Source organism: Deltaproteobacteria bacterium (assembly GCA_009692615.1).
Lineage (GTDB): Bacteria > Desulfobacterota > Binatia > UBA9968 > UBA9968 > DP-20.
On the sequence record SHYW01000063.1, the window covers coordinates 1 to 15233 of the forward strand.

The 15233-nt window shown below is 55.8% G+C and carries 18 protein-coding genes; 9 read left to right on the forward strand and 9 right to left on the reverse strand.

The genetic code is table 11. The features are described from left to right. Positions 1–221: 221 nt before the first annotated feature. From EXR70_15390 to EXR70_15420, 7 genes are all read left to right on the forward strand, one after another. A complete protein-coding gene (locus tag EXR70_15390; GenBank protein ID MSP39870.1) occupies positions 222–1748 on the forward strand; it encodes an IS1182 family transposase in 1527 nt (508 codons plus the stop codon). Positions 1749–2065: 317 nt separating this feature from the next. Then, positions 2066–2266 carry a hypothetical protein gene (locus tag EXR70_15395; GenBank protein ID MSP39871.1) on the forward strand — a complete coding sequence of 67 codons (201 nt, stop codon included), beginning with the start codon at positions 2066–2068 and terminating at the stop codon, positions 2264–2266. Positions 2267–2371: 105 nt separating this feature from the next. After that, positions 2372–3139, forward strand: coding sequence for a HesA/MoeB/ThiF family protein (locus tag EXR70_15400; protein MSP39872.1), 768 nt, complete (start codon positions 2372–2374; stop codon positions 3137–3139). 2 nt (positions 3140–3141) lie between these two features. After that, a complete protein-coding gene (locus tag EXR70_15405) occupies positions 3142–4395 on the forward strand; it encodes a threonine synthase (GenBank protein MSP39873.1) in 1254 nt (417 codons plus the stop codon). Positions 4396–4507: 112 nt separating this feature from the next. Further along, positions 4508–4786, forward strand: coding sequence for a MoaD/ThiS family protein (locus EXR70_15410; protein ID MSP39874.1), 279 nt, complete (start codon positions 4508–4510; stop codon positions 4784–4786). A 17-nt stretch (positions 4787–4803) separates the two neighbouring features. Then, complete coding sequence (locus tag EXR70_15415) at positions 4804–5805, forward strand: PLP-dependent cysteine synthase family protein (GenBank protein ID MSP39875.1); 1002 nt, start codon at positions 4804–4806, stop codon at positions 5803–5805. A gap of 7 nt (positions 5806–5812) precedes the next feature. Further along, complete coding sequence (locus tag EXR70_15420; protein ID MSP39876.1) at positions 5813–6070, forward strand: FeS-binding protein; 258 nt, start codon at positions 5813–5815, stop codon at positions 6068–6070. 13 nt (positions 6071–6083) lie between these two features. Here the strand turns inward: EXR70_15420 and EXR70_15425 are convergent, their stop codons facing one another. The 3 genes from EXR70_15425 to EXR70_15435 are packed head-to-tail and all read right to left on the reverse strand — an operon-like array spanning position 6084 to position 7634. After that, the gene (locus EXR70_15425) at positions 6084–6554 is read right to left on the reverse strand and encodes a hypothetical protein (protein ID MSP39877.1); all 471 of its coding nucleotides are present in this window, start codon (positions 6552–6554) and stop codon (positions 6084–6086) included. Next, positions 6508–7044 carry a zf-HC2 domain-containing protein gene (locus EXR70_15430; GenBank protein MSP39878.1) on the reverse strand — a complete coding sequence of 179 codons (537 nt, stop codon included), beginning with the start codon at positions 7042–7044 and terminating at the stop codon, positions 6508–6510. Before EXR70_15430 ends, EXR70_15425 begins: the two co-directional genes overlap by 47 nt. Next, positions 7041–7634, reverse strand: a complete 594-nt coding sequence (locus EXR70_15435; GenBank protein ID MSP39879.1) for a sigma-70 family RNA polymerase sigma factor — start codon at positions 7632–7634, stop codon at positions 7041–7043. Before EXR70_15435 ends, EXR70_15430 begins: the two co-directional genes overlap by 4 nt. 119 nt (positions 7635–7753) lie before the next feature. Here EXR70_15435 and EXR70_15440 point away from each other — a divergent pair, with 119 nt between their 5' ends. Further along, entirely contained in the window at positions 7754–8794 is a 1041-nt protein-coding gene (locus EXR70_15440) for a hypothetical protein (GenBank protein ID MSP39880.1), read from the forward strand. Positions 8795–8806: 12 nt separating this feature from the next. Here EXR70_15440 and EXR70_15445 read toward each other — a convergent pair whose 3' ends face one another. Beyond that, positions 8807–8986, reverse strand: coding sequence for a twin-arginine translocase TatA/TatE family subunit (locus EXR70_15445; protein ID MSP39881.1), 180 nt, complete (start codon positions 8984–8986; stop codon positions 8807–8809). Between the two features lie 96 nt (positions 8987–9082). Here EXR70_15445 and EXR70_15450 point away from each other — a divergent pair, with 96 nt between their 5' ends. Next, a complete protein-coding gene (locus tag EXR70_15450; GenBank protein ID MSP39882.1) occupies positions 9083–9850 on the forward strand; it encodes an energy transducer TonB in 768 nt (255 codons plus the stop codon). Between the two features lie 20 nt (positions 9851–9870). Here the strand turns inward: EXR70_15450 and EXR70_15455 are convergent, their stop codons facing one another. Genes EXR70_15455 through folD form a run of 5 tightly spaced genes read right to left on the reverse strand, consistent with a single transcriptional unit; the run spans position 9871 to position 15161 of the window. Continuing rightward, positions 9871–11391, reverse strand: a complete 1521-nt coding sequence (locus tag EXR70_15455) for a glycine dehydrogenase subunit 2 (protein ID MSP39883.1) — start codon at positions 11389–11391, stop codon at positions 9871–9873. After that, positions 11345–12691: an aminomethyl-transferring glycine dehydrogenase subunit GcvPA gene (locus EXR70_15460; GenBank protein ID MSP39884.1), complete on the reverse strand. Its 1347-nt coding sequence runs from the start codon at positions 12689–12691 to the stop codon at positions 11345–11347. Before EXR70_15460 ends, EXR70_15455 begins: the two co-directional genes overlap by 47 nt. Before the next feature lie 6 nt (positions 12692–12697). After that, positions 12698–13147, reverse strand: coding sequence for a glycine cleavage system protein GcvH (gene gcvH / locus EXR70_15465; GenBank protein MSP39885.1), 450 nt, complete (start codon positions 13145–13147; stop codon positions 12698–12700). Positions 13148–13183: 36 nt separating this feature from the next. Further along, the gene (gene gcvT / locus EXR70_15470) at positions 13184–14275 is read right to left on the reverse strand and encodes a glycine cleavage system aminomethyltransferase GcvT (GenBank protein ID MSP39886.1); all 1092 of its coding nucleotides are present in this window, start codon (positions 14273–14275) and stop codon (positions 13184–13186) included. Between the two features lie 25 nt (positions 14276–14300). After that, positions 14301–15161 carry a bifunctional methylenetetrahydrofolate dehydrogenase/methenyltetrahydrofolate cyclohydrolase FolD gene (gene folD / locus EXR70_15475; protein MSP39887.1) on the reverse strand — a complete coding sequence of 287 codons (861 nt, stop codon included), beginning with the start codon at positions 15159–15161 and terminating at the stop codon, positions 14301–14303. Positions 15162–15233 lie beyond the last annotated feature (72 nt).

The following is a 15233-nucleotide window of genomic DNA, read 5'->3' on the forward strand; positions in this document are numbered from 1 at the left end:
GGGCAAATCGAGGCAAAACTAAGGACCCTATTAACCGCGAGAGCAAAATGTAATCTGATATAACTTCGCAAAAACTGTAACTCATTACGAAAAAAACGATCTATCCTCCGCTGCCCTGCTTCCAGGGCAGTTGTTCAGAGGTTCCTTAACCTGACTGGTACACTATTGCGCCGCTATCTGGCACATTTTCTCTCCGCCATTGACAAACCAACCGCTACCGGCTGTTTCGGGAAAAGATCTGGCCCAAGCTTTTGGAGCTTGGGCCTAAGTTTGAAGCGCTTTACTGCGCCGAGAACGGCCGGCCGCCGATCGATCCGGTGCTGCTTTGCGGGGTGACGCTGCTCCAGTTTATAGAGAAAGTGGCAGACCGAAGAGCCAGCGAGCAGGTGGTCTATCATCTGGGCTGGAAGTACGCCCTGGATTTGGAACTGGACTACGGCGGGTTTCATGCCACGGTGTTGGTTTATTTTCGCGACCGGCTGGAAGAGCAAAAAGCCGAGCGAATGATCTTTGACGGGGTGGTGGATTTGTTGATCGAGCTGGGATTGGTCAAGCGCAAGGGCAAGCAGCGGCTCGATAGCACCCACATTGTGGGATACGTCAAAGCGATGAGCTGGATGGAGTGCGCGATGGAAACGCTACGCTTGGCATTGGAGGATTTGAAAGCAGAAGTGGGGAAGAAAACGCGGCCAGAATTTTGGGACCGACTGTGGGCGTTGTATGTCGAGAACAATCTGGATTGGCGGTTAAGCAAACCCGAGCAAACCAACCGCCATCGGCAATGTGGGCAAGACATGAGAGACCTGCTGGAGTGGATCGCCACAGAGAACCCCAAGCTCGCTGAACGTGAAGCGGTGCAACTCTTGCGGCGAGTCTTAGACGAGCAGTTCGAAGTAGTCGAGGGAAAGCTGGAACTTATCACCCAGCGGCCCCCTCGCGCGGTACACAACCCGCATGATCCCGATGCCCATTACGCCGATAAGAAGACTAAACAGTGGACCGGCTACAAAGTGCACGTCGCCGAGACGGTCGATCCCCAAGAGCCGATCAAGGAAAAGGGCGAGCCGGCTAAACATTTCATTACCGAGATGTTCACCACCGAAGCGGCCCAGGACGAGATGGCCGGTTTAACCGAAGTGCTCAAAAGAGAGCAAGAGCATCATGAGATTATACCTGATGCGATGTACACGGATGCCGGGTATGTGACTGAGCATACTTTAACGCAGGCGGAACAAAACGGCCTGGAGTTATTAGGGCCGTGCCGTCCCGACCCGCACAAGGGGCCGTACAATAGCGATGCGTTCCAGGTTGATGTCGACAAGCGTCAGGCGGTTTGTCCCCAGGGTAACTTAAGCAGTCAATGCAGCCGCATCAAAGATAATTACCAGGGAACCGAGTACTACCGCATCGAGTGGGGCAATCAATGTGATGGCTGTCCGGTACAAAAGCAGTGTACGCATTCCAAGAACGGCCGGAGAACTTTAGTCGTCGGACTGCGTCACGATCTGGTCGAGCGGCGGCGCAGAGAAATGAAACAGAGCGGGTTTTCAAAGAGCATGCATCCGAGAAACGGCATCGAAGCAACGCACAGCGAGTTGCTGCGCGGGCATGGGATGAGACAGACAAAATATCGGGGCCTCAACCGCGTCGGTTTGTCGAATTACTTCATGGGGGCGGCGTGCAACGTGAAACGATATCTAAGTCTGCTCGCGTTCCAGATGAGAACGCCGGCGCTCAGCCCGGCTTGAGGGCTCGGGGCCGTTCATTTTATTGGCGATGGCAGCGTTGCCGATGAAAATCGACCTTTCGCAAAACTATCTTGCTACCCGAAGCGTTAGATCGCGGTTATGGGAAATTAAATTGACGGGTTTTTCAGCAGAATCTCAATCTGTACAATCTTGGGAATCGAGACTGATGTCGGATCTCTATCGACTTATTTTACTTCCGCAACGGGTTTTACGGATTTAGGGACTGGAAAGTTTAGGAACTCGGATGCGACTTTTTTTGATTACTCGACAACAAAACTCTTAAAAAACATGTTCCACACGATCAGGAGGTAGCAATCATGTTCGCCAGCCATAACACCAAAGCCCGCAGCGCACTCATCGCCGCAACCATCGCCTCGCTGCTCATCGCATTCTCCCCCAACCTCTACGCTCAGTCCTCTCTCACCGTCCAGCCGTCGACGGGCAGAGTCGGCGTCGCCGGCACGGTCAAAGCGACGAACTTCAAAGGCGACGGCTCGCAGTTGACCGAATCCTTTTAGCATATTGTTAAAGTTGCCTCCCATGACGACATCGAATCCCGAAAAGTGGAATCGTGCCGGCTCTTCTCATTTCGCACGAGAAAAGGTATTTTTTGCAACAGGCAAATGGCGACACGACTCACTCCAGATCAGATCGAACGTTACAGCCGCCAGATCATGGTGCCGGATCTCGGCGGCGCGGCGCAGATGCATCTGCGCGCGGCGCGGGTGCTCATTATTGGCGCCGGCGGCTTGGGTTCGCCCGCGGCTTTTTATCTTGCCGCGGCGGGCATCGGAACTTTAGGCATCGTCGACCCCGATAAAGTGGAGCTGTCGAATTTGCAGCGGCAAATTCTTCACGCAACGGCGGACATCGGCCGGCAAAAAGTCGATTCGGCGAAAGCGACTCTCAGCGAACTAAACCCCGATGTCGAAGTGAAAACCTATCCCGTACGCTTTGATGCGGAGAACGCGGAAGCGATCGCCGCTGAATATGATTTCATCGTCGACGGCAGCGACAACTTCGATACTAAATTTCTCGTCAACGATACCGCGATAAAGTTGAACATCGCTTTTTCCCACGCCGGCATTGTCCGGCTCCAGGGGCAGACGATGACGGTGATCCCCGGCAAATCGGCATGCTACCGTTGCCTGTTCAAAGCGCCGCCACCACCCGAAGAGATTTTAAATTGCCAAGCCTCCGGCATTCTCGGCGCCGTCGCCGGCACGCTGGGAACGATTCAAGCCACCGAAGCGATAAAATATTTAGCCGGCTTCGAAACCGGTCTGCTCACTAATCGCTTACTGGTTTACGACGCCAAAAATATGAAATTTCGCGATATCGAAGTACAGCGCGATCCCAACTGCAACAGTTGCGGCGAGCGAGCAAACTAGTCATGGGCTTTGTCATTGGCCTCGAATGCCGCGAATGCGGCGAGAAATATCTTCAGACGCCGCGCCATGTTTGCGACAGCTGCTTCGGACCGCTGGAGATCGAGTACGATTTCGCCGCCATCAAGAAATCCATCAGCCGGGAAAAGATCGCTAGCCGCGAGCGCAATCTGTGGCGCTATCGCGAACTGTTGCCCATCGACGGCGAACCGCGGGTCGGCTTGTATTCCGGGTTTACCCCCTTGGTGCGCGCCGATCGTCTCGCCACCGCGCTGGGCGTCAAAGAACTGTACATCAAAGACGACTCGGTGAACCATCCGACGTTTTCTTATAAAGACCGCGTGGTCTCGTTGGCGATTTCCAAAGCATTGGAGTTCGGCTTCGACACCGTCGCCTGCGCGTCCACCGGCAACTTGGCCAACTCCGTGGCCGCTCACGCGGCGGTGGCGGGGCTGCGTTGCTACGTTTTCATTCCCGACGACCTTGAACCGGCAAAAGTGATCGGCTCGTCGATTTACGGTCCGACCACGGTCGCCATCCGAGGCAACTACGACGACGTCAATCGGCTGTGCAGCGAGATCGGCGACAAATACGGCTGGGCCTTCGTCAACGTCAACTTGCGCCCGTACTATGCCGAAGGCGCCAAGACCCACGGTTTCGAAATCGCCGAGCAGTTGGGCTGGAAGCTGCCGCAGCATATCGTCGTCGCCTCCGCGGGCGGGACAATTCTCCCGAAGTTGGCCAAGAGTTTTCACGAGCTGATCGATGTCGGCTTGGTCGCGAAAAGCGGCTGCAAAATTTATTCGGCACAAGCCTCGGGCTGCGCGCCGATCATCGAAGCGCTGCATCGAGGCAACGATATCGTCAAGCCGGTGAAACCCAACACCATTGCCAGCTCCATCGCTATCGGCGATCCCGCCGACGGCTACTATGTGCTGCAAGTGTTGAAAGAATCCGGCGGCTGGGGTGAAAGCGCCAGCGATGAAGAAATTCTCGACGCAATTAAATTACTGGCGCGCACCGAAGGCATCTTTACCGAACCCGCCGGCGGCGCCGAAGTTGCGGTGGCCAAGAAACTCATCGAGCAAGGGCGCATTCCGCGCGACGAATCCATCGTCATCAGTATCACGGGCAACGGTTATAAGAGTCTGGAAGCGGTCGCCCCGTGCGTCGAAAAGCCCCACCCCATCAGCGCGACGCTGGAACAGTTCGACGCGCTATTTGCCCGCATCGGCCCGAGCAGCACTGCACAAAACTGATTCGCGGCGATCGGTCGCCACACACGATTCCAAACCCATCGCCTTGCAAGGGGAGCGGTGTCGGATTATCTTAGGCCCAATCCAATAAGTTTCGAATCTGAGGAGGATCGTTATGTCAGTGCGAGTTCGTGTCCCTACCCCGCTACGCAAGTACACCCAGGGCGCCGATGAAGTGAACGCGGAAGGCGTTAATATCAAATCTCTGGTCGATGATTTAGAAAAAAATTATCCCGGCATTAAAGAACGGATCTGCGACGAGACCGGCAAAGTGCGCCGCTTCGTCAATGTCTATGTCAACGGCGACGATATTCGCTTCTTGCAGAATCTCGAAACCGCGCTCAAAGCCGGCGACAACATCTCCATCGTGCCGGCCATCGCCGGCGGCAAGTAAGTTTAACTGGAGAGATCATGGCGAGGTCATCGTCTAATCTACGCTTGGTACCGTCGCCTGAGACCGAGCCGCGCAAGGTCGAGTCGATTCTCGACCTGATCGGCAACACACCACTACTGGAAATTCGCCACATCACCGAAGGGCTAGCACATGGGGTAAAGGTTTTCGCCAAACTAGAAGGCATGAATCCCGGCGGTTCGGTCAAGGACCGGCCGGCCTGGCGCATGATTCAAGAAGGTTTGCGCTCGGGTAAACTTCATCCCGGCAAAACCATTCTCGACGCGACCTCGGGAAATACCGGCATCGCCCTGGCGTTGATCGGCAGCGTGCTCGGTTATCCGGTGGAGCTGGTGATTCCGGCAAATGTCGGCAACGAGCGTAAGTTGATCATCAACGCCTACGGCGCGAAAATGACTTTCAGCGATCCCATGGAAGGTTCCGACGGCGCGATTCGCTTGTGCCGGGAAGTTTTGCAAGCCGACCCAGAGAAGTATTACAAGCCGGATCAATATTTTAACCCGATGAATCCCCAGGCCCACTACGAAAACACCGGTCCGGAGATTTATCGACAAACCGACGGCGGCGTCAGCCATTTCCTCGCCGGCATCGGCACCGGCGGCACCGTCATGGGCGCCGGCCGCTACTTGAAAGAGGTCAATCCCAACATTCAGGTGATCGCCGTGGAACCGGACGACGCGCTGCATGGACTCGAAGGATTAAAACATATGGCGAGTTCCATCGTGCCGGGAATTTATCATGAGGCGGAACTCGACGATAAGATTGCCGTGTCGACGGAAGATGCCTACTCGATGGTCTATCGCTTGAGCCAGGAAGAAGGAGTTCTGGTCGGCCAGTCATCGGGCGCCGCTCTCTGCGCCGCGCTCAAAGTCGCGCGCAAACTGGAGTCGGGCATCGTCGTGACGATCTTCCCGGACTTCGGCGACAAATATCTGACGACTAACTTATGGGTCGGCTGGCGCGACCGCATGGCCGTGGGCAATATGAAATTCTCGATTTGATAATTTTATGGCGACAAAAACAGAACCGACCACCGTGCGTGAGCGAGTCTATCTGACGTTTCCCGAGAAGCTGATCAACGAACCCGTGCTCAGCCTATTGGCCAAAAGGTTCGACGTCATCTTCAATATTCGCGGCTCCACCGTGACGTCCGAAATGGCGCTGGTTTCATTGAAATTCGAAGGCGCGCCGAAAGAAGTTGCCAAGGCGATCGCCTGGCTCAAGAGAAAAGGTGTGAGTGTCGAAGCGACCGACAAGCGGCGCTAAAGGATAGACGAGATTACTGCGCCGCCGCCGAGATCGAGAGCACCAGGACGCCGCCTTCATGGGCCGGCCCGCCTAAAATAAAATTTCCTTTGTTGGGAATTTTCACTGTCGTGTCAACCACCGGTTTGTCGCCTGCCGTGAGCCGCACTTTCACCGCGATGCGATTATCTTGAAACTCTTGGGGCACCACCGTCAGCGTGCGGCCGCCGGGAATCTCGAAAGATTGCGAACCCAGCCAGGGAACAACTTTACTGTCATCTTTAAGCGAACGGTAAGAGCGATACTTGAGCGACTTTAACTGTTGCTCCATGCCCTTGAGCTTGACATCGAATTCATCCGCGTTGTTGCCCGCGAGAATCGACCGAATCGTCACTTGAACCGACTGAGGATTTTTTTCCGCCGTGCGGGCCGGCCCCTCGGCCGACAAAAGAAAGGCGCTAAAAAGTAGGGCTAGACTTGGAAGCTTCTTCAGCAGCAGTTTCATTTTCACCTTCTTGATCTTGATAAAGCCAAATGACCGTCGTCTTGCTCTGATCTTCCCGTATCAGCGCCACGCTCCGGCCATGGGCGTCAATCGACTCCACCGAAGCGAAATTATCGCGCCCACCCCGTCCCGGCAGATAGGAATCGAGAGAAAAAAGTCCGAGCACCAAAACGATCACCACCGGCACCGCCCAAGCGATTCGCGGCGCGGTAAAAAACTCGCGGAACCATTCCGACAAATCTTCATGCCAGGCGCGCTTTTGGTTGATGCGCTGCTGCACGCCGCGCCAAAACGGTAGAAAGTCGATACTGGCCGATTGCGCCGTCAGATCTTCCTTGAGCACCAGCTGCAATTTTTCCAGTTGCTGGCGCGCCACGTTGCAATCAGCGCAGCCGGCGAGGTGAAGCCGCACCGACTCACTGTCGGTGGCCTTCAATTCACCATCGAGCCAGCGGCCGATGGATTCACGGATGGTTTCACAGTTATTCATAAAAACGCACTCAACTTATCTTGCAATTTTTTTCTCGCATAATGGAGCCGGCTCATTACCGTGCCTTCGGAACAGCCGAGAATCTCGCCGATGTCTTTGTATGAAAGACCTTCAAGTGTTCGCAGCACGATCACCGCCTTGTGATCCGGTGTTAAATCGTTAATCGCCAGGGTCAACTTTTCCCTTAACTCCTTATCTTGCACGTCGGCGAAGGGATCCTTGGCAACCTCGTTCTGGGCTTCCATCACGTCGTCCATGGATTCGCGAAAATCCAACGGATTACGCTTCTGTTTCCGTTGGGCGTCGATCGACATGTTCACCGCGATTCGATAGATCCACGTATAGAAAGACGAGCCGCCTTGGAAACTGTTAATCTTTCGAAAGGCACGAAAAAAAGTATCCTGGGCTACATCGAGCGCGTCTTCCCGGTTGCGTAGTAAACCGAGAATCACCATAAAAACTTTCTGGTGATAGCGCGAGACCAGCTCTTGAAACGCGCTGGTCTCGCCGGCTTGGCTCTTCTTTACGAGTTCCGAGTCGCTCAGCTCCACAACGATCCTGCCAGTTAGACGTAAGCGTAAGAGGAATATTCAGCGAGTAAAACGACTTGTTGAGACAAAACCTTGACGTTTGCGCGAATTCAACTAGAATCGCGTTGATTTCTTTGCCTTTTCCTCAGCCACTGTCACTTTTCAAAGAAAGGTTATCTATGCTGGTTCAATGTCCCAATTGCAAGACAACCTACAAAGTTTCCGATGATGTATTGAAGGGCTCCACGCCGGCATTTCGCTGCTCACGCTGCCGCCACACCTTCGAGCTGGAAACCGAAGCGGCTGAACAGCCAGATGCGGCTGAAGCCTCAGTGGAGGAAGCGACCCCGCCAGCATCAGACCCGGAATTGAGCTTCACATATGCCGAGAAACCGGACGAAACGGTCGTTCCGATAGTCTCACCGGAGCCAACGGTCGCCGCGCATGCCGCGGAAGCGATTCCGCCTCAAACCGCAGCCGAACCCGAACCTTGGTCTATGGAAATGGAAGCAGCCGAAGCCGAGCCGCACCTCACTTTACCGCAAGTCGTTCCGATCCCAGCGCCAGCGCATGTTGTCGAGTCGGCCGCGGAATTTGCCGATCACAAAGAGCCGCCGCCAAGCGACGGCCAAGTCGACGAAACCGATGACAGCGATAATATTCTGCCCATGACGTCTTACATGGACCAGCAGGCGTCGATTCTCCCCTACCTGACGCTTTTCGGCCTGCTCGCCATCGGTTTTTCGCTGCTGGCGGTGTTTTCCTATTCTCATTCGAAAGCGTCGGAAGAATTTTTAAGAAAAATCCCGCTGCTCGGCGCATCGGTCCTCAAGAACAATCATCTCAAGGACAGCATTCTGCTGCGCTCGGTGCGCGGCGGTTACCAAACGATCGAGAGAAATCGGGAGGTATTTGTCATCACCGGCGTAGCCGTCAATCAGAACCCGGTGGTGATCCGCGAGATCCAGCTGGCCGGCAAACTGTTCAACGATGCCGGCAAGGAGATGGAACAACAGACGATCTGGATCGGCAATACGCTCTCGGCGAAAATACTCCGGGGCACGACGCTGGAAGAAATCCCCAACCTACAAAACCTGAAGCCGCTGAGCTTCAAAATGCCGCCCGGAGAATCCCTGCCCTTTACAATGGTATTTTTGAAATCGGCCAAGAGCGCCAAAGATTTCATCTGCGAGGTGGCATTCGCCGAAAGTGAGGTTTAAACTAAGACCACGCTACGGCTTGTGCGAATCGTCCTTCGGCGTGATGTCAATATCGTCGGAGTCGCTGACCGCTTTGCGAAATTTTCGAATGCTTTTGCCGAGCCCTTCGCCCAAGTCAGGCAAGCGCCGGTTGAACAGCACCATGACGATGACCAAGATCACTAAGAGTTCGCCGATTCCCAATCCAAACATCGCGCCTCCGTCGAGCCGAATCGAAGTTAACCGCGGGCGGACAAACTTCAAGCTATTGCGTCGTCCGTTTTTAGGCTAGCGCGATACTATACGATCGTGATGCTTTTAAACACCACCCTGAGCCGATTCTTCGCTCTGTCGATCGCGATTCACATCTCGGCCATTGTCTTACTAATAATCAAAGCTCAACCCTTGAGCCGCACCCAGCAACCCGAATCCATCGCGGTTTCACTGCTCCCACCGGCGGAGAAAAAAAGCCAACCACCGAGCCCTGCGCCCAAAGCGGCTCGCGCCGCCACAGTTTCCCCGAAGCGTCCCACAGTGGTGGCCAAGAATGACAAAGCGCCGAGCAAAGAACCCACTGCGCCGGCGCGCGAGAAGGCGTTTACGAGCGAGCGAAATCTCAATCCGCCGCCGCGTGAAGTGATTCCCGAAAAAGCCGAGATCGCCGAGCGCAATTTACCGACGCTGAAAGAACTCCTTCCGTCGATTACTTACTCTTCGTCTGACGGCCGCACCGGCAGTCCGATTAGTCTCAACACCAAGGATCCGGTTTACGTCAGTTATTTTAACAAGATCAAACAGAACATCGAGCAGCGCTGGGAATATCCGGAAATGGCGCTACGCTACGGTTTACAGGGACGACTGGCTTTGGAATTTTCCATCAATGGCGACGGGCAACTCGATGGTTTGCGCCTCATTCGCTCGAGCGGTTCGCAATTGCTCGACGAAGAAGCCTTACGGGCGATTAAAGCCGCGGCACCCTTTCCGCCCATTCCCACTTGGATCAAACCGGTGCCGCTGCTGATCTCGGCATCGATGGAATATCACGATAGCCGCTTGAACTATCGCTTCAACCGTTGAGCCTCGACGAAAAGACATTCTTAGGATTCTTCTGACGTTGAATTCGCTTGCCAACGCAGCACCGGCTTGCGCGCGGCTCGCGCTTCATCCAGACGGCGCACCGGCGTCGAGTGCGGCGCTTGTTTGACCAGCTCGGGATCTTGGCGTGCCTCTTGGGCAATGGCCAGCATGGCGGCGATGAAACCGTCGAGGGTTTCCGGCGTCTCGGTTTCGGTGGGCTCGATCATCAAGGCGCCGGAAACCACTAGGGGAAAATAAATCGTCGGCGGATGGTAACCGTAATCCAACAAGCGCTTAGCGATTCCGAGGGTGCTGACGCCGCTGCGGTGCTGGATGCGATCGGTGAAAATGCATTCATGCATGCACGGCTGGTCGTAGGCGATCTGATAATCTTTTTCTAATTTCTTGCGAATATAGTTGGCATTGAGGAGCGCCATGCGGCTGGCGTTTTCCAGACCATCGCCGCCCAAGGAAACAATATAGGTGTAGGCGCGTACCAACACGCCGAAGTTGCCGAAGTAAGAGCGCACGCGGCCCACCGATTTCGCGGCAACTTCCAGCAACTCGAATCGATCGCTATTTTTAACGATACGCGGCACCGGCAAATAGTCGCGCAAATGGCTGCGCACAGCTACGGGTCCGGCGCCGGGCCCGCCACCGCCGTGGGGTGTGGAAAAGGTTTTATGCAGATTCATGTGCAAGACATCGACGCCCATATGGCCGGGCTTGGCGATGCCCATGAGCGCATTGAGATTGGCGCCATCGAGATAAACCATGCCACCGCGGCCGTGCACCACCTCGGCAATCGCTTCGATGTTGGTCTCGAAAAGTCCGAGAGTATTGGGATTTGTGATCATGATCGCCGCGACGTCCTCATCCATCATTTTAGCCACGGCGGCGGCATCGATGACGCCGCGTTCGTTGGAGGAGATTTGCATAACGTCGTAGCCGCATAGCGTCGAACTCGCCGGATTGGTGCCATGGGCGGTGTCGGGGACGATAATTTTCTTGCGCGGATCGCCGCGCTCAGCCAAACACGCGCGGATCAACATCAAACCGGTAAGCTCGCCCTGGGCTCCCGCGGAGGGCTGCAAGCTGACATGGTCCATGCCGCTGATCTCCGCCAACATGACTTCCAAATCGTAAAGCAACGCCAGCGCGCCCTGGAGCATGGCGGCGGGCGCCAGCGGATGGAGCGCGGCAAAGCCGGGAAAGCGCGCCACCACTTCGTTGATCTTGGGATTGTATTTCATCGTGCAAGAGCCGAGCGGATAGAACTGGCTCTCGATGGAAAAATTACGTTGCGACAGGCGGGTGAAATGGCGCAGCACTTCGAGCTCGCCCAACTCGGGAAAGCCGGCGATGTCGTCGCGCAGCAACGACGCCGGCAGCAGGGTTTCAACTCCATCCCCTTCCGACGGCCAAACCACCGCGCTCCGGCCCGCCGAACCGCTTTCGAACAGCAACTTGGGCTCGGCCACTTGCGAAAGTTTTTTATCCGGCGATGGTTCGGACAAGTTCGACGATCTCCTCTCGCTCATTCATTTCGGTGGCGCAGACGAGCAGACAATCTTTCAATTCGGGATACCAGGGTTCCAAACGGATGCCGGGAAGGATTTTTTTGTCCGCCGTGCGCGCGAAACTGCGCTCGAGATATTTATCTCGGAGTACGAACTCGTTGAAAAACGGTCCGGAAAAAACTCGCTCCAGCTTGGCCTGCGCGATCAACTCAGCTTTAGCGCCGTGGGCCCGCGCTAAATTGACTTCAGCGATGCGCCGCATGCCGGATTTCCCGAGCAGCGCCATATAAACCGTCGCCGCCAAGGTGCATAGGGTTTGACTGGTGCAAATGTTGGAGGTCGCCTTCTCGCGCCGAATATGTTGCTCTCGGGTCGCCAGCGTCAGCACAAACCCACGCCGCCCTTCGCTATCGACGGTCTCGCCCACCAGCCGGCCGGGTATGTTGCGCACGAACTTTTTCTGGCAGGCGAAAAATCCAAAGGCCGGCCCGCCGAGACTCATAGGCACGCCGAGACTCTGGCCTTCGCCGACGGCGATATCGACGCCGAAATCGCCGGGCGGTTTGAGCAGAGCCAACGACAACGGCTCGCTGGTCACTGAGATCAACTGGGCGCCGGCCTTGACACAGGCCGCTTTAACCGGCGCTAAATCTTCGATGACCCCGAAAAAATTCGGATAGCCGAGCAAGACGCACATCGTCCGATCGTCGAGCTGGCGCGTTAGCGCGTCGAGATCCGTGGCGCCGCTGCCATCGAAGGCTATTTCTTCCAGGACAACGTCCGTGAGATTTTTAAAATAGCTGGCGATGACGGCGCGATACTGCGGATGGAGCGCGCGCGAAACTAACACGCGGCGCTTTTTGTCCGGCTGGATGCGCCGCGCCATCAGCACCGCTTCGGCCGCCGCCGACGCGCCGTCGTAGACCGCCGCATTGGAAACTTCCATGCCGGTGAGCTGGCAGATCAGCGTCTGATATTCGAACAGCGCTTGCAGCGTGCCCTGACTCACCTCGGGTTGATAAGGCGTGTAGGAAGTAGAAAATTCCGCCCGCGAAATCGTCGCGTCCACCGCGCTCGGAATGAAGTGATGATAAATGCCGCCGCCAAGAAAAAAACTCCAATCGGCGGCGCCGATGTTTTGCCCCGCCAAATGGGCCATCCGCCGGCGCACCGCTAGTTCGGTCAGGCCGTCGGGCAGAGCAATATGGGCGCGCTCGCGCAGCGCCGCCGGCACATGGCGAAACAGATCATCGATGGAAGCCAAGCCGAGCGCATCGAGCATGCGCTCCTGATCGGCGGAGGTGTGCGGCGTGTAGCGCATGGACAATTACTTTTCTTCGTCTTCTTCTTCTTCGGACTCGTCGTCTTCGTCCTCATCGTCGTCATCGTCATCTTTTTGCTGAGCGACGTACTCGCCGTATTCGTCTTCGTCCATCAAATCCTTGAGATCATCTTGATCGCTCAGCTTGACGCGGATCATCCAGCCGTCGCCGTAGGGATCGTCGTTGATGGTTTCGGGATTATCCGGCAGCACGTCATTGATCTCCAATACCATGCCGCTCACCGGCGCGTAAATGTCCGACACCGCCTTGACCGACTCCACCGCGCCGAAGGGATCGTCCTTGACGATTTTCTCGCCGACTTCGGGTAACTCCACGAATACAAGATCGCCGAGCTCTGCTTGAGCGAATTCAGTGATGCCGATGGTGGCGGTATTGCCTTCCACCAACACCCATTCATGTTCTTTTGAATATTTTAGACCTTCGGGAAATTCCATCTTCAACCTCCTTAATACACTGAACTGACTGCGCCGCTAACGGCGATAAAATGGCAATGCAACAATCCGCGCCGGCACGGTGCGGCGGCGGATTTCCACGTCGATGACGTTATCGATGGCCGCCTCCGCGCTCTCGACGTAGGCCAGAGCAATGGTTTTTTCCAGCGACGGCGACATCGTGCCGCTGGTCACCCGGCCGACGGGCCGGCCGTTTTTTTTCAAGGGGTAATCGCTGCGCGCGATTCCCGGCGCCAACATTTCCAAGCCGACTAGTTTACGCGCCACACCTTCAGACTTTTGCTTGAGTAAAATCTCGCGGCCGAGAAAAGCCGGCTTGGCCAGCTTAGTTACCCAAGCCAGACCCGCTTCCAACGGCGTCGTCGAATCGTCGAGCTCATGACCGTAAAGCGGAAAAGCCTTTTCCAATCGCAAGGTGTCGCGCGCGCCCAATCCGACTGGAACTAAACCATCCGGCGCGCCGGCCGTCAATAAAATATCCCATAGCCGCTCGGCGTGATCGGCGTGGCAATAAAGCTCGAAACCATCCTCACCGGTATAGCCGGTGCGAGCGATCATACAGCGGATCGTCGCGACATCGGCGAAGGCGAAGTGAAATGATTTTATCTCATCCAACCTCGCCGCCGTCAGCGGCGCCAAGATTTTTACCGCCGCCGGACCTTGCAAGGCCAACTGGCCGTACAATGCGCTCTGGTTTTCAACTTCGACGTCGCTCCGCGCTCGTTCACTGAGCCAAGCAAAATCTTTATCGCTGTTCGAAGCGTTGACGCAGATAAAATAGGCATCCGCCTTGACGCGGTAAATAATCACGTCATCGACCACGCCGCCGCGCTCATTGAGCAGCAAATTATATTGCGCCTGAAAAATTTCCAGCCGGCCGACATCATTGGCGCTCAACCCTTGGCAAAATTCCAAGGCGCCGGCGCCGCGCACTTCGATCTCGCCCATATGGCTGACATCGAACAGGCCGGCACGGCGGCGCACCGCCAAGTGCTCGTCGATGACGCCCTGATATTGCACCGGCATCTCCCAGCCGGCGAAATCGACCAACTTCGCGCCGGCGCGCCGATGCGCACTGTACAGCGGAGTTCTTTTAAGTGTGGCCGCCACGATGGTTGAAATGGACACCGATCGCTTAATGATCCCGCTGCATGGAATCCTTCGCCGCTTTCAAAGTATTGAACAGCAGCATGCAGATGGTCATCGGTCCGACACCGCCGGGAACCGGAGTGATTGCCGAAGCTCGGTCTTTGGCAGTTTCGAAATCGACATCGCCGCCCAATTTGCCGTTGGGCAAGCGATTGACCCCGACATCAATTACCACCGCGCCCGGCTTCACCCAATCGCCGCGCACCAGGCCGGCCTTGCCGATGGCGACGACGAGTATATCGGCGCGACCGACTTCGTCGCGCAAGCTCGCCGTGCGTGAATGGCAAATTGTCACGGTCGCGTGCTTTTCCAACAGCATCAGCGCCACCGGTTTGCCGACGATATTACTCCGCCCCACCACCACGGCGTTTTTACCTTTGGGATCGCAGCCCGCCGCTTCGAGCAATTTCATGATGCCCATCGGCGTGCAAGGCTTAAAACCAGCACCGCCGAGCACGAGCATGCCCTGACTCACCGGATGAAAACCATCGACATCTTTGTGCGGTGAAATCGCTTCGAGAATTTTCTCGGCATGAATGTGGGGCGGCAGCGGCAACTGAACTAAAATGCCGTGCACCGCTTTGTCCTTGTTGAGCTGATGCACCAACGCGAGTAAGTCTCGTTCCGAGATCGTCGCCGGTAAAAAATGCTCGAAAGACTTGATGCCGACTTCGAGGCAAGCTTTCTCTTTGTTACGCACATAAATATGCGATGCCGGATCGTCGCCGACCAAAACCACGGCGAGCCCCGGCACCAGGTGCCAACGTCGCTCAAGTCCATCGACTTCTTCTTTGATTTTTTTTTGAACTTCTTTTGCGACGGCCTTGCCGTCAATGATGGTAGCCATAAATCCACTCCGCGCTGGTTGCGGAAAACTATTTCGAAATGAGAATTTCTGTAAAGACCGATTGAAGTATTT